We start from the raw sequence: 18,762 nt of genomic DNA, 5'->3' as shown, positions 1-18,762 counted from the left end.
ACGCGGAACTCGCCGTCGACCGGCTTCGCGTCGACCAGGCAGCCGGTGACCATCGCGGTCAGCGGGGCCCTGTCCCCCCCGCGGGGGTCCGGGCCGGCGCCGTTCTTCGTGCGGGAGAGGCGGGAGTCCCGCGGCCCCTTCGGGGGCTCTCAGACCACCTGGTGGAGCCAGCGGACCGGGGCGCCCTCGCCCGCGTAGCGGAAGGGTTCCAGTTCGTCGTCCCAGGGCTTGCCCAGGAGCTTGGCGATCTCGGCCTCCAGGTCGGTCTCGCCGCGCTGGGAGCGGGTGAGCGCCGCGCGCAGCCGGTCCTCGGGGATGAGGATGTCGCCGTGGATGCCGGTGACGGCGTGGAAGATGCCGAGGTCGGGGGTGCAGCTGTAGCGCTCGCCCTCGGCGGTGGCGCAGGGCTCGGCGGTGACCTCGAAGCGCAGCAGCTGCCAGCCGCGCAGCGCGGAGGCGAGCTTGGAGGCGGTGCCCGCCTCGCCCTGCCAGGAGAACTCCGAGCGCCAGGTGCCGGGAGCGGCGGGCTGGCGGATCCAGTCCAGGCTGACGCGCGTGCCGAGCACCCCCGCGACGGCCCACTCGACGTGCGGGCACAGCGCGCGCGGCGCGGAGTGCACGTACAGAACTCCACGTGTCGTCACCGGGACCTCCGGGCAGAGCGGGTCAGGGGCGGGCGGGCGGCAGTGGCGCGACGGCCACGTTGATGGCGAGGCTACCGTGCGACGGGGTGGGGAGTGTGACGTACCGTCGGTCCCGGGGTCCGGAAACACCCCGCATTCACCCAGGGGGACGCTTGTACGGGTGCGCGCCGTCACCTCGGGTGAGGGTGGGAACCCTCAGACGTTGTTCTGGAAGGGACCACCGCACGACGACCGAGGGGAGCACCGGCCATGCGGAAGCGAAGTCACCGGCTGCGCGCCGTCCACGCGGTCACGGCGGCTGCCGTGCTGGCCGTCGCGGGCTGTGACGCGGCCGGTGCGGGTGTCTCCGGCGACCGGGACGCGGGCGCCGGGGCGGCACCGTCCGCGTCGCCGCCGCTGTGGGACACCCACCCGGACTCCGTCGCGGCGGTCGGCGACTCCATCACCCGCGGCTTCGACGCGTGCATGGTGTTGACGGACTGTCCGGAGGTGTCCTGGGCGACGGGCAGCGACGCGGGCGTCGACAGCCTGGCCGTGCGGCTGCTCGGCGTGACGGGCGCGGCCCAGCGCAGTTGGAACGAGGCGGTGACCGGTTCCCGGATGGCCGATCTGCGCGGCCAGATGAGCCGGGCGGTGCTCCACAGGCCGGAGCTGGTGACGGTGATGGCCGGGGCCAACGACGCCTGCCGCGACTCCACCGGTCAGATGACGTCCGTGGCGGACTTCCGCAGGCAGTTCCAGTCGGCGATGGACGCGCTGCGCCAGGCGCTGCCGAAGACGGAGGTGTACGTCTCCAGCGTGCCGAACCTGAAGCGGCTGTGGTCCGAGGGCCGCACCAACGCGCTGGGCAAGCAGGTCTGGAAGCTGGGCATCTGCCCGTCGATGCTGGGCGACGCGGACGCGCTGGACCCGGCGGCGACCCGGCGGCGGGAGACGGTGCAGGCCCGGGTGGTGGAGTACAACAAGGTGCTGGCCGAGGTGTGCGCGAAGGACCGCCGCTGCCGCTTCGACAAGAACGCCGTCTTCGACTACGAGTTCGACACGAAGCAGCTCAGCCACTGGGACTGGTTCCACCCCAGCCGTAACGGCCAGGCCAGGCTCGCGGAGATCGCCTACCGCACTGTCACCGCCAGGAACCCGTGACTACAGTTTCCCTCATGAACGAACTTTTCGGCACACTTTCCGACGGCACCCCGGTGCACCGCTGGACGCTGGAGCGGGCCGGAGTGCGGGTGCGCGTGCTGTCGTACGGCGGGATCGTGCAGTCGGCCGAGGTCCCGGACCGGGACGGGCGCACGGCGGACGTGGTGCTGGGCTTCGCCGCTCTGGACGGCTATCTCACCCATCCGGAGCCGTACCTCGGCGCCCTGGTCGGCCGGTACGCCAACCGGATCGCCGGCGGCCGCTTCGAACTGGACGGGCGGCCGTGCACGGTCACGCCGAACGAGGGCGCCAACACGCTGCACGGCGGCGAGCGCGGGTTCGACAAGCGGGTGTGGGACGTGGCGCCGGTCGAGCACGGCGTGCGGCTGTCCCGGGTCAGCCCGGACGGCGAGGAGGGCTTCCCCGGCCGTCTGGAGGTCACCGTGACCTACACGCTGGACGCCTCGGGCGCCCTGCACCTGCGCTACGAGGCGGTCACGGACGCGCCGACCGTGTTCAACCCGACCAACCACTCCTACTGGAACCTGGGGGGCGCCGGCTCCGGGGAGGCGGCCGGGCACGAACTGCGCCTGGCGGCCTCGCGTTACACCCCGGTCGACGCACGGCTGATCCCCGAGGGCGCCGCGGCGGACGTGACGGGGACCCGTTTCGACTTCCGCCGGGCGCGCACGGCAGGCGCGGGCTACGACCACAACTTCGTCCTGGACAAGGGGGTCACCGAGCGGGCGGAGGAGGCCGCCGAGCTGTACGACCCGACGTCCGGGCGGGTGCTGACGGTGGCGACGACCGAGCCGGGCCTCCAGCTCTACACCGCCGACCACCTGTCCGCCGGCCCGTTCGCGCCGGGCGCCGGGATCGCCCTGGAGACCCAGCACTTCCCCGACTCCCCCAACCGCCCCGACTTCCCGAGCACCGTACTGCGTCCGGGCGAGGTGTTCCGCTCGGAGACGGTGTACGGCTTCTCGATGCGGTAGGCCCGCCCGGCGGGACAGAACTCGGGGGCGGCCGCGCCAACGGCGGCCGTTTGGGGCCTGGGGTCCGCCGCATCCGGCCGGGACGCCACGAGCCCCGGTCCAGGGGTCAGGTCCCGGGCCGGGGCTGTACGTGGGGGGCTTGCCCCGGATCCGACCCTAATCGCCGCGGGAGCGCGACGGCCGGGCAGGAGGCGCCCGGCCGGAACCTCGTACGAACCCTTCACAAACGGCCGGGCACGGCGGCCACCACCTCCACCTCGATCTGCGCCCCGGGCCGGAACAGCCGCGGCACCTCGACGGTCAGGCTGGTGGGCGGGGTGCCGGTGAGGAACCGCTGCCGCACGGCGCCGTACTCCGCGAGCCGGCTGATGTCGGTGAGGTAGGTGCGCACGCCGATGACGTCCGCGAAGCTCGCGCCGTGCGCCTCCAGCAGCGCGGCGACGGCCCGGAAGACGCCCTCGCTCTGCTCGGCGAGCGTCTCGCCCTCGGCGATCTGGCCGGAGAGGAACAGCAGGGCGCTGCCGTCGGCGTGTTCGACCCTGGCGACCTGGGAGTAGTAGGGGCTGAGCGGCTGGGGGGCGTCGGCGGGGTTGTCGAGGGTGGTCTGCACGGTGCTGCTCCTCACGCGCTGGTGGTGGTACGGATCCGGGCGGCGGCCCGGGACAGGTCGGCGCCGGCGAGCCCCGGCTCCCCGGCCGCCTGCCGCAGCGCCGCCGACACGGCCTGCACCGCGGGGAGCCGGGCGGTGGCCGTGGCGAGCGCGAGGTCCTTGACGGCCAGCGCGGTGGCGAAGTGGGCGTCCTCGGCGAAGGCGCGGGCGACCGCCCCGGCGAGCGGGCCGCCGGCCAGCGCGGTGCGGGCCGTCTCCCCGTCGACGCCGAGCGTGTCGGCCAGTCGCAGTGCCTCGGCGACGAGGACGACGCCGCTGATCACCGCGGTGTTGACGACCAGTTTGAGCGCGGCCCCGGTGCCGAGGGGGCCGGTGCGGGTGACGGTGCCGAGGCGGGCCAGGATGTGCTCCACCCCGGCCGCCGCGCCGCCCGCGAGGATGCCGAGGCTCCCGTCGGCGGCCCGGTCGGTGCTGCCGGTGACCGGGGCGTCCACGAGGACGGCCCGGCCGTCGAGGCGGGCGGCCAGCGCGCGTACGGCGTCCGGGCCCACGGTGGACATCTCAACCCAGCGCGCGCCGTCGGGCAGGGCGGGCAGGACGGCGTCGGCGACCTCGGCGAGCGCGTCCGGACCGGCCAGCATCGTGATGACCACGTCGGCGTCCCGGACGGCGTCGGCGGGGCGGTCCGCGTGCACGGCGCCCTCGGCGACCAGCGGGCCGGTCCTGGCCGCCGTGCGGTTCCAGACGGTCAAGGGGTGCCCGGCGGCGAGGAGCCGGCGGGCCATGGGCGTGCCCATACGGCCGAGCCCCAGAAAGGCGATCTTCTCCCTGTGCTGCATGCCGTCGACGCTAAGGTCGGGCACGTGATGCGACAAGCGAATCAATGGCATGGCTGACATGCCGAACATGCATGGCGGGGACGGCCCCGCCGGGTCCGGGCGCGACGACGCCGTCCCCGATCTGTCCACGCTGTGGCTGCGGGTGTTCCTGGAGGTGGACCGGTGCGGGTCGTTCACCGTGGCGGCGCGGACCCTGGGCTGGACCCAGTCCGCGGTGTCCCGGCAGGTCTCCGCGCTCGAGGCGGCGCTCGGCGGCGCCCCGCTGTTCGACCGGCTGCCGCGCGGGGTGCGGCTCACCGAGGCGGGGCGCACGCTCGTCCCGCACGCGCGGGCCGTCGCCGAGTCGCTGCACGGTGCCGTGCGCGAACTGGCGGCGCTGCGCGAGGCGACGGGCGGGCGGCTGCGGTTCGGGGCGTTCGCCTCGGCCGACGCGGCGCTGGTGCCGTGGGCGCTGGCCGCCTTCCGGGCCCGCCGTCCGGGCGTCCGGGTCACCCGGGAGGAGGGTCTGACCGCCGGGCTGCTGGAACGGCTCACCGCCGGGCACCTCGACCTGGCGGTGGTCTCCACCACCGGGCGGGCGCCGCTGGAGGCGTACACGCTGCACCACCTGCTCGACGAGTCCCTGTACGTCGCCGTCCCGGCCCGGCATCCCCTGGCGGACCGTCCCGGACCCGTGCGGCTGCGTCAGCTCGCCGGCGCCGACTGGGTGTCGGGCAGTGCCCGCCCGGAGGGCACCCTGCTGGACGCGGCGCTGCGGGCGGGGTTCCGGCCGCGGATCGCGCACGTCGTGGCCGAGTGGACCGCCAAGCAGGGCTATGTGGCGGCAGGTCTGGGGGTCGCCCTGGTCCCGGCGCTCGCCGCCGCGTCCGTACGGCCGGACGTCACCCTGCTCCCGGTGCGCGACGAGGACGCGCCGGCCCGCGCGGTGTACGCGGCGACCGTGCGGGGGCGCTCGCCCTCGCCGGCCGCCAAGGCGTTCATCGGCGTGCTGCGGGAGGCGGCTCAGGCGGTGGGTGCGACGGCCCGTCCGGCGGATCACGCCCCGGGCGGTCAGGGGCCGTGAGTTCCCCGTGGCCCGATCCGCCGGAGGGGCCTCTGCCAGGAACTAGGCCGGCCGCGGGTGCCGGTCCCGGGTGAACGCGGGACCGCCGTCCGTCTCCGCTTCGCCCGCCTCCGCGTCCGGGCGGTGGCCCCGCTGCCCGTCCCGCTCGCCGCCCGCGCCCTCGCCCGTCCCCTCGTCCAGCAGGTCCCGGGCGAGCAGGGTGGCGCCCGCGACCGCGCCCGGCATGAGGAACACGGCGACGAACGGCACCAGGAAGGCCAGGCCCAGCGGGGTTCCGAAGCCCCAGACCAGGGTCTTGCGGGAGCGCAGGAGGCGCAGGCGGGCGCGGAGGTCGACGTCACGGCGCTGGAGGGCGACGGCGGCCAGTTCCTCGGTGAGGAAGAAGCCGGTGACGAAGAACCCGATCACCGGGACGACGGTCTGGCCGACGAAGGGCAGGAAGCCGAGGCCGAAGAGCAGGACGCCCCACAGGGCGGCGCGGACCAGGACGCGGAGGCTGTCGCGTCCCGAGATCCACAGTTCGCGCCAGAGCGGCAGGCCGGACTCGGGTGCGGTGCCGTCCGGGGAGGCGTCCCGGTCGACCTGTTCGGAGAGGCTCTCGTAGAACGGCTGGCCGATCAGCAGGGTGACGGCGGTGAAGGTGACGACGGCCAGGAGCAGGCCGAGGGCGAACAGCACCGCCGTGAGGAAGCCGCGGAAGAGGCCGAGCCAGGGGCTCGGCCAGCCGTCGGCGAAGGGGGTGGCCCAGCCGACGGCGTCCGTGCCCCACAGGGCGAGCGCGGTGAGCGCCGCGGCGTACAGGACGAGGGTGATCAGACCGGGGAGCAGGCCGAAACCGTACGACCTCCGGTGCCGGGCCATCCACCGCTGGCCCTTCAGGAGATAACCGAACCCCACCCCGAGATCACGCATGGGGTCACTGTAGCGAGGGGCTGCTGCGGCCCGGACCCGCCGGTGGGGGCGACGGCGGCCCGGCCCCGGCGCGCGACGGCGGCGGCCGCACCCCACGTCCAGAGGTGCGACCGCCGCCGTACGGGGCAACGACCGGTTCAGGCCAGCGTCACGGTGATGTTGCCGCGGGTGGCCTTGGAGTACGGGCACACCTGGTGCGCCTTCTCCACCAGGCTCTTCGCGGTGGCCGCGTCGACGTTCGGGATGGCGGCCGAGATCTCCACGATGATCCCGAAACCGTCCTCGTTCTTGCCGATGCCGACCTTGGCGGTGACGGTCGAGCCGGAGATGTCGGCGCCCTCCTGGCGGGCGACCACGCCGAGGGCGCCCTGGAAGCAGGCGCTGTAGCCGGCGGCGAACAGCTGCTCGGGGTTGGTTCCGCTGCCGCTGCCGCCCATCTCCTTGGGCGGGTTCACGACGACGTCGATCTTGCCGTCGTCGGTGGCGACCCGGCCGTCGCGTCCGCCCTCGGCGGTGGCGACGGCGGTGTACAGGACGTCGGACTGCTGGATGGCCATAGCGTGCGTCTCCTCCTCGGTCCGCCGCGACTCGCGCCCACGGTCGCCAGCGGTTTCGGAAAGAAGTTACCGCATGTCGGAAATCCAGGGAACGCCTGCCGGGCCGGACGGGACCGCGGCCCCGCTCAGAGCTTGACGATCATCTTTCCGGTGTTGTCGCCGCGCAGCACCCCGAGGAACGCCTCCAGCGTGTTCTCCACCCCTTCGACGACCGTCTCGCGGTACTTCAGCTCGCCCGAGCGCACCCAGGGGCCGACCTCGCGCACGAACTGCGGCTGGAGGTCGTAGTGGTCGCCCACCAGGAAGCCCTCGATCCGGCCGCGGGTCTGGATCAGCCGGGCCAGGTTTTTCGGGCCGGGGGCGGGCTCGGTGTTGTTGTAGACCGAGATGGCGCCGCAGATCGCGATCCGGCCGCCCCGGTTGAGGGAGCCGATGGCGGCCTCCAGGTGGTCGCCGCCGACGTTGTCGAAGTACACGTCGACGCCGTCGGGGGCGGCGGCGCGCAGCTGCTCGGAGACCGGGCCGTCCTTGTAGTTGAAGGCGGCGTCGAAGCCGTACTCGTCGACGAGGAGCTTCACCTTCTCGCCGGACCCGGCCGAGCCGATGACCCGCGAGGCGCCCTTGAGCCGGGCGAGCTGCCCGACCTGGCTGCCGACCGCGCCGGCCGCGCCGGAGACGAAGACCGCGTCACCCTCCTTGAAGGAGGCGGTGCGCAGCAGGCCCGCGTAGGCGGTCAGACCCGTCATGCCGAGCACACCCAGGTAGGCCGACAGCGGCGCGGCCTCCGGGTCGACCTTGACGGCCTGGGCGGCGTCCACGGCCGCGTACTCGCGCCAGCCGCCGAAGTGCAGGACGTGGTCGCCGACCGCGACGCCCTCGGCGCGGGAGGCGACGACCTGTCCGACGGCCCCGCCCTGCATGGGCTCGTTCAGCTCGTAGGGCGCCACGTACGACTTGGCGGCACTCATCCGGCCGCGCATGTACGGGTCCACGGAGAGGTACTCGTTCCGTACGAGGATCTGGCCCTCGCCCGGCTGCGGCAACTCGGCCTCCACCAGGGCGAAGTCCTCGGGCTTGGGCCAGCCGACCGGACGGCTGAGCAGGTGCCACTCACGGCCGGCGGCGGGAAGTGTGGGGGTGTCGGACACGGGGTGCGCCTCTCGTCGGTGCGGCTCGGCCCGTCCGGGCAGAGCCGCAAATACTTCAGTACCTGAAACAACCATGCTCCTGGATATTTCAGGTTGTCAAGTAAGCGGGTACCCTGGTCGCCATGGCCACAACTGATCCGCGCCCCCGCCGCCCCGACGCCCTGGCACTGGAGGTCGTCGAGCTGATCGGGGACGTCGTGGCCCGGTTCTACGCGGACTACGAGGAGGCCGCGGGCGAGCACGCGCTGACCGGCCCGCAGGCACGGCTGCTGAGCCTGCTGTCCGTGGAACCGCTGCCGATGCGCAAGCTCGCGCAGAAGCTGAAGTGCGAGCCGTCGAACGTGACGGGCATCGTGGACCGTCTGGAGGCGCGCGGGCTCGCGGAGCGGCGGCCCGATCCGGCCGACCGCCGGGTGAAGCTGGCGGCGGCGACGGAGGAGGGGCGCCGGGTGGCACGCGACCTGCGCGAGGGGCTGCGCTTCGCGCGCGAGCCGCTGGCGGGACTGAGCGACGAGGAGCGGCGGGTGCTGCGGGATCTGCTGCGACGCATGGTGGCGGGCGCCTGACCGAGGGGCCACCCGGGCCGCCCGGGCCGGTGGGCCCACCCGCGGCATTCGGTCCCGTCGGCCTCCGGTCGCCGTCGAGTGACGCGCGGCGGCTGAGGCCGGGTGCCGCGCGGTCGCGGCTCCTCACCGGGTTACGTGCACCACCACAGGAACCGGTTGCACGTGTGCGTCGGCGTGGGGGTCGGGTGCGGGGCCGGGGGTGAGGAGGCCGGCGCGGCCGGGGACTGGGGTGCCTGCGGGGCCTGCGAGGACGGCGTGCCGCCCCCCGCGGCGCCGCCCGCGCCGGTCACCGCGCCCGCCGAGGCCGGAGCCGACCGCCCCGGGCCGGCCGAACCGCTCGCGCCCGGCTCGGGCGTGCGGTCCGTCGCGGAGGCGGACGGCGACGCCTGGCGCGAGGCCGACGCCGAGGCCTGGTCCGCGCTCGCGCTCGCGGTGCGCCCGGGCGCGTCGGCGAGCGGCCGTGCCGCCCCCGTCGCGCCCGCCGCCGCGTCCGGGCTCGCGCCGCCGTCGGCCGCCGCGTCGCCCGCGGTGTCGGGGCCCGAGCCGGAAAGGCCCGGCAGACCGGGCGCGTCGGAGCCCAGTTCGGCGAGGCTCAGCCCACCCGCCGCCAGCACGAACCCGGCGGTGATCAGCAGGGCCTTGCGGCGCCGTCTGCGGTGGGCCGCCGCCTTGCGGTCCCGGCGGCTCGCACCGCCGCCCGCCGCCCGCCGCGCCGCCCTGCCGGTGGCCTCCTCGACGGGTGCGCCGCGCCCCTCTTCCCGCGCCCTGCGGCGCGCCGCCCGCCCCGGCGCCGGAGCACGGCCGGTGTCGCCGGCCTCGTGCTCCGGCCGCTCCCCCGCCGTGAACTCAGCTCCCGCGACGGGGAGTTCGGCCTCCTCCGCGTCCGCCGGGAGGGATTCGGCCGGGGTGCCGCACCCCGGGCAGGCGAGAGCGCCGTTGAGATGCCGTCGGCACGGGTGGCAGTAGTTCATGACGCGGGAAGACTAAGTTCCGGGCGGGCGCCGTTCCTAGGGGCGCCTGTGAAGGTTCCGTGGGGGAACGCGAGAACTCCCGAAAGGCTTGCCGAAACCGTTACCTGTCCGCCCCATTGACACTCCCCCCGGCGCTTCCTTACTGTCACGCCAGCATTTCGAACGCGTGACGAAATATCGAACGGATCGGACCGGAAGCCGGGCCAGGGCGGGCCGGACCGGGCCGGGCCGGACGGGACCGGGCCGTCCGGTCACCTTGCAACAGTCATCTCGAACAGCCAGTACAGCAATCACGAACAGCTGAGGGGCAACTGCCGTGCGTATCACCGGAATCAGCACACACGTGGTCGGAACGCCGTGGCGCAACCTGACCTACGTCCAGGTGCACACCGACGAAGGGATCACGGGGGTCGGCGAGACCCGGATGCTGGGCCACACCGACGCGCTGATCGGCTACCTGCGGGAGGCCGAGGCCAACCACATCCTCGGGTCGGACCCGTTCGCCGCCGAGGACCTGGTGCGCCGCATGAAGTACGGCGACTACGGCCGCGCGGGCGAGATCGTCATGTCCGGCATCGCGGTCGTGGAGATGGCCTGCTGGGACATCAAGGGCAAGGCCCTCGGTGTCCCGGTGTGGCAGCTGCTGGGCGGGAAGGTCACCGACAAGGTCAAGGCGTACGCCAACGGCTGGTACACGACCGAGCGCACCCCGGAGGCGTACCACAAGGCCGCGCAGGGGGTCATGGAGCGCGGCTACCGGGCGCTGAAGATCGACCCGTTCGGCACCGGGCACTTCGAGCTGGACCACGAGCAGACCCTCTACGCCGTCTCGCTGATCGAGGCCGTACGCGACGCCATCGGCCCGGACGCCGAGCTGATGCTGGAGATGCACGGCCGCTTCTCCCCCGCCACGGCCGTGCGGCTGGCCAAGGAGATGGCGCCCTTCAAGCCGGCCTGGCTGGAGGAGCCGGTGCCGCCGGAGAACCTGAAGGCGCTGGAGAAGGTCGCCGCGAAGGTGGACCTGCCGGTCGCCACGGGTGAGCGCATCCACGACCGGATCGAGTTCCGCGAGCTGTTCGAGAACCAGGCCGTCGACATCATCCAGCCGGACGTCGGCCACATCGGCGGCATCTGGGAGACCCGCAAGCTGGCGGCCACCGCCGAGACGCACTACATGCTGGTCGCCCCGCACAACGTCGGCGGGTCCGTGCTGACCGCCGCCTCCCTCCAGGTCGGCTTCACCTCCCCCAACTTCAAGATCCTGGAGCACTTCAACGACTTCGCGGACGCGGAGATCAAGAAGGTCGTCAAGGGCGCCCCGCGGGTCGACCCGGAGGACGGCTGCTTCCACCTCTCCCAGGCACCCGGTCTCGGCGTGGAGCTGGACGTCGACGCGGCGGCCGAGTTCCCGCAGCAGCAGGCCCGGTTCGACCTGTGGGCCGAGGGCTGGGAGACCCGCAAGCCCAAGGGCACGAAGTGAGCGCCGCCACCGCCGTCGTCGTCGACGCACCCGGTGAGCACCGGCTCGTGCCGCACACGCCGCGCGAGCCGGGCCCGGGCGAGGCGCTGGTCGCCGTGCACGCGGCCGGCGTCTGCGGCAGCGACCGCGAGGTGTTCCAGGGCAACCGGCCCGAGGGGTACGTCCGTTACCCCCTGACGCCCGGCCACGAGTGGTCCGGCACGGTGCGGGCGGTGGGCGCGGGCGTGCCCGCCTCCCTCACCGGCCGCAAGGTGGTCGGGGAGGGGTTCCGCAACTGCCAGGTCTGCGACCGCTGCCACGCCGGACAGACCACCCTGTGCACCGCCGGGTACGAGGAGACCGGCTTCACCCAGCCGGGCGCGATGGCGGGCACGCTCACGCTGCCGGCCCGGCTGCTGCACGTCCTGCCCGACGAGGCCGACCTCACCGCCGCCGCCCTGCTGGAGCCCGCCGCGTGCGTCGCCGCCGCCGTGCTCAAGGCCGGAGCCCGGCCGGGCGAGCGGGTCGCCGTGGTCGGCACCGGCACGCTCGGCATGTTCGCCGTGCAGTTCCTGAAGGCGCTCTCACCGGCCGATCTGCTGGTGGTGGGCACCCGCGGCGACCGGGAGGCGCTGTCGCGGCGGTTCGGGGCGACGGACTTCCGCACCAAGGACGATCCCGCGCTCCCGGGCGGCTTCGACGTGGTCGTCGAGACCGCCGGGTCGGCGGACGCGGCCCGCACCGCCGCCGCGCTGCTGCGGCGCGGCGGGCGGCTGGTCCTGACGGGCATCCCCGCACCCGGCGCCGACGGGCTCGACCCGACCGACCTGGTGGTCCGGCAACTGGAGGTGCAGACGGTCTTCGGAGCGCCGCCGGAGGCCTGGGCGCACACCGTGCGGGTGTTCGCGGCCGGCCTGCTCGACCCCCTGCCGCTGGTCACCCACGAACTCCCGCTCACCGACTTCGCGCACGCCGTCGAACTGGCCGGGTCCGGTGATCCGGAGGTCGGCAAGATCCTGCTCCGCCCGTGACCGCACGGCGGTCCGGTCCACGCGTGACCGCACGCCGGTCCGCCCCCGTCCGGGCACCGGTCCGCCCGGGGCCCGCACGGCCCGGACGTGACCGTACGCCGGTCCGCCCGTGACCGTACGCCGGCCGGTTCCGCACCGGGCTCCGGACGGTTCCGCACCGGACGCCGGCCGCGGGACGGCCTGACGGTCCCGCGGGCGGTGCACCGCCCACCGCCACCTCTCCGACGCTTCCACGCCATGAGCCACGAACCCTGTCCGGGACACCGGACACGGCTCGCTCGACCCGAAGGACAGCTTGTGACCGACGCTCCCGACACGGCAGCCCGCAGGCCCGGTGAGCCGGCGCTCACCGCGCTCGGCCTCGCCGCCCCCGCCCCCGATCCCGCCGACGCCTCCCCGCACACCTTCCCCGGCGGGGGCCGCTGGCGCACCGAGATCCCCTCGTGCGAGGGCCCCGAGGCGCTGGCGGCGGTCCTGAAGGAGTCCTCCCGGCTCGACGTGCCGATCCACCGGATCAGCCAGGGCAGCGGCGTGTGGATGCTGACCGACGCCGAGATCACCGAGATGGTCGAGGCGACCGCCGAACGCGGCATCGAGCTGTGCCTGTTCACCGGGCCGCGCGGCACCTGGGACACCGGCGCCTCGGTGCGCACCGACTCGCGCGGGGCGGGGCTGCGCGCCCGCGGCCACGACGCGGTCGCCGGCTGCGTCGAGGACGCGGTGCGGGCGACGGAGCTGGGCGTCAAGTGCCTGCTCGTCGCCGACGAGGGCGTGCTGTGGACGCTGCACCGGGCGCGGCTGGCCGGCATCGTCCCGGCCGACACCACCCTGAAGGTGTCCGCGCTGATCGGTCCGGTCAACCCGGCCTCGTACGCCGTCTACGAGCATCTGGGCGCCGACTCCGTGAACGTGCCCAGCGACCTGACGCTCGCTCACCTCACCGAGATCCGGCGGGTGTCGGCCGCGCCGATGGACATGTACATCGAGGCGCCGGACGACCTCGGGGGCTATGTGCGGATGTACGAGGTGGCGGAGCTGATCCGGCGCGGTGCGCCGCTGTACCTGAAGTTCGGGCTGTCGAAGGCGCCGGGGATCTACCCGTACGGCCACCAGCTGCGCGAAGTGACCCTGGCGACCGCGCGGGAGCGGGTGCGGCGCGGCAGGCTGGCGCTGGACCTGCTGGAGCGGCACGGAGCGGGCGGTGACATGGCTCCGCTGGGCTCCCGGCTGCCGGGCGCGCTGACCCGCTTCGACACACCGGCATAACGTTCCGGAAACTGAGCTTCACAGAAGCCCACACAGCCGCGCACAATCCCACACATCTGTTTCCGGTCCCCGGCGGACCGCTCGCCGCACCACTGCCCGGCACGACCCACCAGGCACCACGGCACCACCGGTTCCACGCACCACCGACGCCACCGGCACCACCGGCACCACGCACAACCCGGCACCACCGGCACCACCGGATCGACGGCACCACCGGCACCCCCCGCACCGCCTCCGGGACCACGGCACCACCCCGGCGTCGCCGCACCGTCCGCACCGCCCCGCACCGCCGGACCGACCCCCGCACCCACATCGAGGATGATGACCATGCGCAACCGCAGAGCCGCACTCGCCGCGACCGCCACCGCCGCCACCCTCGCCCTGGCCCTGTCCGCCTGCGGGCAGAACAGCGAGGGCGGCAGCAAGGAGGACAAGAGCAGCAGCAAGGGCGGCACGATCGGCATCGCGATGCCGACCAAGTCCTCCGAGCGGTGGATCTCCGACGGCAAGAACGTCGTCAAGGACCTGGAGGCCAAGGGCTACAAGACCAAGCTGGTCTACGGCGAGGACGACCCGGACACCCAGGTCTCGCAGATCGAGAACCTGATCACCCAGGGCGTCAAGGGCCTGATCATCGCGGCCATCGACAACAAGTCCCTGAACAACGTGCTCCAGCAGGCCGCCGACGCCAAGATCCCGGTGATCTCCTACGACCGGCTGATCCTCGGCACCAAGAACGTCGACTACTACGCCTCCTTCGACAACGAGAAGGTCGGCCGGCTCCAGGGCACGTACATCGTGCACCGGCTCGGACTGGACAGCGGCAAGACGGGGCCGTTCAACATCGAGCTGTTCGCCGGCTCCAACGACGACAACAACACCCGCTACTTCTTCAACGGCGCGATGAGCGTGCTCAAGCCGTACATGGACAAGAAGCAGCTGGTGGTCAGGTCCGGCCAGACGCAGCTCAACAAGGTGACCACCCTGCGCTGGGACGGCGCCACCGCCCAGCGGCGCATGGACGACATCCTCACCTCCTCGTACAAGAGCGAGAAGGTCGACGCGATCCTCTCGCCGTACGACGGCATCTCCATCGGTGTGCTGTCCGCGCTGAAGTCGGACGGCTACGGGTCCGGCAGCAAGCCGCTGCCCGTCATCACCGGGCAGGACGCCGAGCTGGCCTCCGTGAAGTCGATCATCGCGGGCCAGCAGACGCAGACCGTCTACAAGGACCTCCGCAAGCTCGCCGACGTCGCCTCGACCATGGTCGACGACCTCATCAACGGCAAGAAGCCGCAGGTCAACGACACCAAGTCGTACGACAACGGCACCAAGGTCGTGCCCGCCTACCTGCTCCAGCCGGTGAGCGTCGACAAGAGCAACTACGAGGACGTCCTGGTCAAGGGCGGCTACTACACCGACGCCCAGCTGGGCAAGTAACCCGCCGCACCCACCGAACCGACCGACTGGAAGGCACGACCATGGCGGGACCCGTCCTGGAAATGCGCTCGATCGTCAAGACCTTTCCCGGTGTCAAAGCGCTGTCGGACGTCACCCTGACCGTCCGTCAGGGCGAGGTCCACGCCATCTGCGGGGAGAACGGCGCCGGCAAGTCGACCCTGATGAAGGTGCTCTCCGGCGTCCATCCGCACGGCAGTTACGAGGGCGAGATCCTCTTCGAGGGGGAGGTCTGCCGGTTCCGGGACATCCGGGCCAGCGAGCAGCACGGCATCGTCATCATCCACCAGGAGCTGGCGCTGGTGCCGTACCTGTCCATCGCGGAGAACATCTTCCTCGGCAACGAGCACGCCAAGCGCGGGTTCATCGACTGGAACGGCACGCTGCAGCACGCCACCGAACTGCTGCGCCGGGTCGGCCTCGCCGAGCACCCGGAGACCCGCGTCTCCGACATCGGCGTGGGCAAGCAGCAGCTCGTCGAGATCGCCAAGGCGCTGTCGAAGTCCGTGAAGCTGCTCATCCTGGACGAGCCGACGGCCGCCCTCAACGACGAGGACAGCGACAAACTCCTCGATCTCATCCTGGAGTTGAAGAACCAGGGCATCACCTCGATCATCATCTCCCACAAGCTCAACGAGATCCGCAAGGTCGCCGACTCGGTGACGATCCTGCGCGACGGCCGCACCATCGAGACCCTCGACGTGAAGGCGGCCACCACCACCGAGGAGCGGATCATCTCGGGCATGGTCGGCCGCGACCTCGACAACCGCTTCCCCGAGCGCACCCCGCACCGGCCCGAGGAGGGGGCGGCGCCGGCGCTGGAGATCCGCAACTGGACCGTGTTCCACCCGATCGACCAGCAGCGCAAGGTGGTCGACGACGTGTCGATCCAGGTGCGGCGCGGGGAGATCGTCGGCATCGCGGGCCTGATGGGCGCGGGCCGCACCGAGCTGGCCATGAACGTCTTCGGCCGCTCCTACGGACGCTACGCGGGCGGCACGGTCCTCAAGGACGGCACCGAGATCCGTACGAAGACCGTCCCGGAGGCGGTCGCGCACGGCATCGCGTACGTCACCGAGGACCGCAAGCACTACGGCCTGAACCTCATCGACACCATCAACCGCAACATCTCGCTGACCGCCCTGCGCAAGGTCGCCAGGCGGGGCGTGGTGGACGAGCACGAGGAACGCCAGGTGTCCGAGGGCTTCCGCACGTCCATGAACATCAAGGCGCCCACCGTGTTCGAGCCGGTGGGCAAGCTGTCCGGCGGCAACCAGCAGAAGGTCGTCCTCAGCAAGTGGATCTTCTCGGGTCCCGACGTGCTGATCCTGGACGAACCCACGCGGGGCATCGACGTGGGCGCCAAGTACGAGATCTACACGGTCATCGACCAACTGGCCGCCCAGGGCAAGGCGGTCGTCTTCATCTCCTCCGAGCTGCCGGAACTGCTCGGGATGTGCGACCGCATCTACACCATGTCCGCCGGCCGGCTGACCGGCGAGGTGCCGCGGGCCGAGGCCACCCAGGAAGTGCTGATGCGTCGGATGACGAAGGACACCCAGGACAAAGAGGTAACGCGATGAGCAGGGATGTGACCGCCAAGAGCCCGGCCCCGGCGCCGCCGGGCGGCAGCGGAGCGGCCGGCGGCGGCCTGCTCCAGATGATGCTGAACGGACTGCGCCGCAACATGCGCCAGTACGGCATGCTGATCGCGCTCGGTCTGATCGTCATCCTCTTCGAGGCGTGGACCGGCGGCGACCTGCTGCTGCCGCGCAACGTCTCGAACCTGGTCCTGCAGAACAGCTACATCCTGATCCTCGCGATCGGCATGATGCTGGTGATCATCGCGGGGCACATCGACCTGTCGGTCGGCTCGCTCACCGCGTTCGTCGGCGCCTTCGCGGCCGTGCTGACGGTGGAGCACCACGTGTCCTGGCCCGTCGCCCTGGTGCTGTGCCTGGTGGTGGGCGCGGTCGCGGGTTCCGTCCAGGGATTCCTGATCGCCTACTTCGGCATACCGTCGTTCATCGTGACGCTCGCCGGGATGCTGATCTTCCGGGGCCTGACGGAGATCCTCCTCGCGGGACAGACCCTCGGCCCGTTCCCGAACGGCCTGCAGAAGATGGGCAACGGATTCCTGCCCGAGGTCGGCCCGAACACCAACTACCACAACATCACCCTGCTGCTGGGCCTCGTCCTGATCCTCTTCACGGTCGGGCAGGAGGTCCGTGACCGCCGGCGCCAGCAGGAGTTCGCCCTCGACGTGCCGCCGTTCAAGCTCTTCCTGCTCAAGCTGATCGCCATGGTCGCCGCGATCCTCGTCGTCACGATGCTGCTGGCCAGCTACAAGGGCGCGCCGATCGTGCTGCTGGTCCTCGGTGTGCTGGTGGTCGGCTACGGCTACGTGATGCGCAACGCGGTCTTCGGCCGGCACATCTACGCGATCGGCGGCAACCTGCCGGCGGCGAAGCTGTCCGGCGTGAAGGACAAGAAGGTCACCTTCTACGTCTTCCTGAACATGGGCGTGCTCGCGGCCCTGGCCGGCCTGGTGGTCGCCGCCCGGCTGAACGCGGCGTCCCCGAAGGCGGGCCTCAACTTCGAACTGGAGGCCATCGCCTCCTCGTTCATCGGCGGCGCGTCCATGAGCGGCGGTGTCGGCACCGTGCTCGGCGCGATCATCGGCGGTCTCGTCCTCGGCGTGCTGAACAACGGCATGAACCTCCTCAGTGTCGGCACCGACTGGCAGCAGGTCATCAAGGGCCTCGCCCTGCTGGCCGCGGTCGGGTTCGACGTGTGGAACAAGCGCAAGTCCGGTTCGTAGCTCAGCCGGGCCCCGCCGGACCTCCTCCGGCGGGGCCCTTTCCTTTCCACGTCCTTCCACGGGAGCCGTACATGGAACTGAACAGACGCACGGTCATCGCCGGAGCCGCGGCGGCGGGCGTCGCCGCGAGCACGCTGGGCGGCACCGCCCACGCCGCCGGACAGGAGTCCTCCTTTGGGGCCCGGAAACCGGTCAGGGAGCTGTTCGGCACCCTCGCCGACGGCACGAAGGTCCACCGCTGGTCGCTGGCGAACGGCGGCACCCGGCTGAAGGTCCTGTCCTACGGCGGCATCGTCCAGTCGCTGGAGATCCCCGACCGCCACGGCCGCTACGCCAACGTCTCCCTCGGCTACGACGACCTGGACGCCTACGTCGCCGGCACCACGTTCTTCGGTGCCACCATCGGCCGCTACGGCAACCGCATCGCCAAGGGCCGCTTCACCCTGGACGGCAAGGACTACCAGCTGTCCGTCAACGACGGCGAGAACAGCCTGCACGGCGGTGCGCAGGGCTTCAACACGAAGGTGTGGGACGTCGAGCCCTTCACCTCGGGCACCGACGTCGGCCTGCGTCTGCGCTACGTCAGCCCGGACGGCGAGATGGGCTACCCGGGCACGCTGCGCACGAAGGTGACGTACACCCTCACCCGGCACGGGGACTGGCGCATCGACTACGAAGCGGTCACCGACCGGCCGACCGTCGTCAACCTCACCAACCACACGTACTACAACCTGGCGGGCGAGGGCAGCGGCAGCATCTACGGCCACGAGCTGTGGCTGGCCGCCGGGCGTTACACGCCGACCGACGCGGGCCTGATCCCCACCGGCGAACTGGCCCGGGTCAAGGGCACCCCCTTCGACTTCACCCGCCCCAAGCAGATCGGCCGGGACATCCGCACCGGCCACCCGCAACTGGTCACCGCCAAGGGCTTCGACCACAACTTCGTCCTCGACAAGGGTGTCACAGCGCGCCCGGTCCACGTGGTGACCCTGCGCGACACGGACTCTGGCCGCACCCTGCGCATCTCCACGGACCAGCCCGGCGTGCAGTTCTACTCGGGCAACTTCCTCGACGGCACCCTGGTCGGCCCCTCCGGCCACACCTACCGCCAGGGCGACGGCCTGGCCCTGGAGACCCAGCACTTCCCGGACTCCCCGAACCAGCCGGCCTTCCCGTCGACGGTCCTGCGCCCGGGCCGGACCTACCGGACGACCACGGTCCACTCCTTCGACGCGTGAATGCGACTCTGCCGCCGGTGAGTTGAGGCACCGGCAGCCGG

18 protein-coding genes are annotated in these 18,762 nt (G+C 72.4%); 11 read left to right on the top strand and 7 right to left on the bottom strand.

Annotated elements, in window-relative coordinates; genetic code table 11:
- Positions 1-149: 149 nt before the first annotated feature.
- The gene (locus ABZ719_RS08400) at positions 150-644 is read right to left on the bottom strand and encodes a DUF3145 domain-containing protein (RefSeq protein WP_037854201.1); all 495 of its coding nucleotides are present in this window, start codon (positions 642-644) and stop codon (positions 150-152) included.
- A gap of 249 nt (positions 645-893) precedes the next feature.
- On the opposite strand from ABZ719_RS08400, the gene ABZ719_RS08395 reads away from it, so the two are divergent.
- Together ABZ719_RS08395 and ABZ719_RS08390 are read left to right on the top strand one after the other, a co-directional pair.
- Positions 894-1,787, top strand: a complete 894-nt coding sequence (locus ABZ719_RS08395) for an SGNH/GDSL hydrolase family protein (protein WP_366724412.1) — start codon at positions 894-896, stop codon at positions 1,785-1,787.
- A gap of 14 nt (positions 1,788-1,801) precedes the next feature.
- A complete protein-coding gene (locus tag ABZ719_RS08390; protein WP_366724411.1) occupies positions 1,802-2,782 on the top strand; it encodes an aldose epimerase family protein in 981 nt (326 codons plus the stop codon).
- A 220-nt stretch (positions 2,783-3,002) separates the two neighbouring features.
- Here the strand turns inward: ABZ719_RS08390 and ABZ719_RS08385 are convergent, their stop codons facing one another.
- Both ABZ719_RS08385 and ABZ719_RS08380 read right to left on the bottom strand, forming a co-directional pair.
- Positions 3,003-3,392 (bottom strand): RidA family protein, encoded by a 390-nt coding sequence (locus ABZ719_RS08385; RefSeq protein ID WP_366724410.1) that lies wholly within the window; start codon positions 3,390-3,392, stop codon positions 3,003-3,005.
- Positions 3,393-3,403: 11 nt separating this feature from the next.
- Complete coding sequence (locus ABZ719_RS08380; protein WP_366724409.1) at positions 3,404-4,231, bottom strand: NAD(P)-dependent oxidoreductase; 828 nt, start codon at positions 4,229-4,231, stop codon at positions 3,404-3,406.
- Positions 4,232-4,298: 67 nt separating this feature from the next.
- On the opposite strand from ABZ719_RS08380, the gene ABZ719_RS08375 reads away from it, so the two are divergent.
- Positions 4,299-5,294 (top strand): LysR family transcriptional regulator, encoded by a 996-nt coding sequence (locus tag ABZ719_RS08375; RefSeq protein WP_366724423.1) that lies wholly within the window; start codon positions 4,299-4,301, stop codon positions 5,292-5,294.
- 42 nt (positions 5,295-5,336) lie between these two features.
- Here the strand turns inward: ABZ719_RS08375 and ABZ719_RS08370 are convergent, their stop codons facing one another.
- The 3 genes from ABZ719_RS08370 to ABZ719_RS08360 form a co-directional block, all read right to left on the bottom strand.
- Positions 5,337-6,206 (bottom strand): EI24 domain-containing protein, encoded by an 870-nt coding sequence (locus ABZ719_RS08370; protein ID WP_366724408.1) that lies wholly within the window; start codon positions 6,204-6,206, stop codon positions 5,337-5,339.
- Between the two features lie 137 nt (positions 6,207-6,343).
- Positions 6,344-6,763: an organic hydroperoxide resistance protein gene (locus ABZ719_RS08365; RefSeq protein WP_366724407.1), complete on the bottom strand. Its 420-nt coding sequence runs from the start codon at positions 6,761-6,763 to the stop codon at positions 6,344-6,346.
- 125 nt (positions 6,764-6,888) lie between these two features.
- Positions 6,889-7,911 carry an NADP-dependent oxidoreductase gene (locus ABZ719_RS08360; protein WP_366724406.1) on the bottom strand — a complete coding sequence of 341 codons (1,023 nt, stop codon included), beginning with the start codon at positions 7,909-7,911 and terminating at the stop codon, positions 6,889-6,891.
- A 122-nt stretch (positions 7,912-8,033) separates the two neighbouring features.
- Here ABZ719_RS08360 and ABZ719_RS08355 point away from each other — a divergent pair, with 122 nt between their 5' ends.
- The gene (locus ABZ719_RS08355; RefSeq protein WP_366724405.1) at positions 8,034-8,477 is read left to right on the top strand and encodes a MarR family transcriptional regulator; all 444 of its coding nucleotides are present in this window, start codon (positions 8,034-8,036) and stop codon (positions 8,475-8,477) included.
- Positions 8,478-8,608: 131 nt separating this feature from the next.
- Here ABZ719_RS08355 and ABZ719_RS08350 read toward each other — a convergent pair whose 3' ends face one another.
- The gene (locus ABZ719_RS08350; protein ID WP_366724404.1) at positions 8,609-9,448 is read right to left on the bottom strand and encodes a hypothetical protein; all 840 of its coding nucleotides are present in this window, start codon (positions 9,446-9,448) and stop codon (positions 8,609-8,611) included.
- Positions 9,449-9,764: 316 nt separating this feature from the next.
- Between ABZ719_RS08350 and ABZ719_RS08345 the strand changes: the two genes are divergently transcribed.
- The 7 genes from ABZ719_RS08345 to ABZ719_RS08315 all read left to right on the top strand — a co-directional run bounded on the left by ABZ719_RS08345 (position 9,765) and on the right by ABZ719_RS08315 (position 18,721).
- Positions 9,765-10,928 carry a mandelate racemase/muconate lactonizing enzyme family protein gene (locus ABZ719_RS08345; protein ID WP_366724403.1) on the top strand — a complete coding sequence of 388 codons (1,164 nt, stop codon included), beginning with the start codon at positions 9,765-9,767 and terminating at the stop codon, positions 10,926-10,928.
- The gene (locus tag ABZ719_RS08340) at positions 10,925-11,938 is read left to right on the top strand and encodes an alcohol dehydrogenase catalytic domain-containing protein (RefSeq protein ID WP_366724402.1); all 1,014 of its coding nucleotides are present in this window, start codon (positions 10,925-10,927) and stop codon (positions 11,936-11,938) included. Before ABZ719_RS08345 ends, ABZ719_RS08340 begins: the two co-directional genes overlap by 4 nt.
- A 297-nt stretch (positions 11,939-12,235) precedes the next feature.
- Positions 12,236-13,204, top strand: coding sequence for a hypothetical protein (locus ABZ719_RS08335; protein WP_366724401.1), 969 nt, complete (start codon positions 12,236-12,238; stop codon positions 13,202-13,204).
- A gap of 327 nt (positions 13,205-13,531) precedes the next feature.
- Positions 13,532-14,644: a multiple monosaccharide ABC transporter substrate-binding protein gene (gene chvE / locus ABZ719_RS08330; protein WP_037854221.1), complete on the top strand. Its 1,113-nt coding sequence runs from the start codon at positions 13,532-13,534 to the stop codon at positions 14,642-14,644.
- Between the two features lie 41 nt (positions 14,645-14,685).
- Positions 14,686-16,245, top strand: coding sequence for a multiple monosaccharide ABC transporter ATP-binding protein (gene mmsA, locus ABZ719_RS08325; RefSeq protein ID WP_366724400.1), 1,560 nt, complete (start codon positions 14,686-14,688; stop codon positions 16,243-16,245).
- Complete coding sequence (gene mmsB / locus ABZ719_RS08320; RefSeq protein WP_366724399.1) at positions 16,242-17,483, top strand: multiple monosaccharide ABC transporter permease; 1,242 nt, start codon at positions 16,242-16,244, stop codon at positions 17,481-17,483. The genes mmsA and mmsB overlap by 4 nt, the downstream gene beginning before the upstream one ends.
- 71 nt (positions 17,484-17,554) lie before the next feature.
- Positions 17,555-18,721: an aldose epimerase family protein gene (locus tag ABZ719_RS08315; RefSeq protein ID WP_366724398.1), complete on the top strand. Its 1,167-nt coding sequence runs from the start codon at positions 17,555-17,557 to the stop codon at positions 18,719-18,721.
- Positions 18,722-18,762: the final 41 nt, after the last annotated feature.

It is taken from the genome of Streptomyces sp. NPDC006743 (genome assembly GCF_040703815.1).
Lineage (GTDB): Bacteria > Actinomycetota > Actinomycetes > Streptomycetales > Streptomycetaceae > Streptomyces.
Note: the sequence above shows the minus strand (reverse complement) of the source record. Positions and strands in the feature narration are given on the sequence as shown.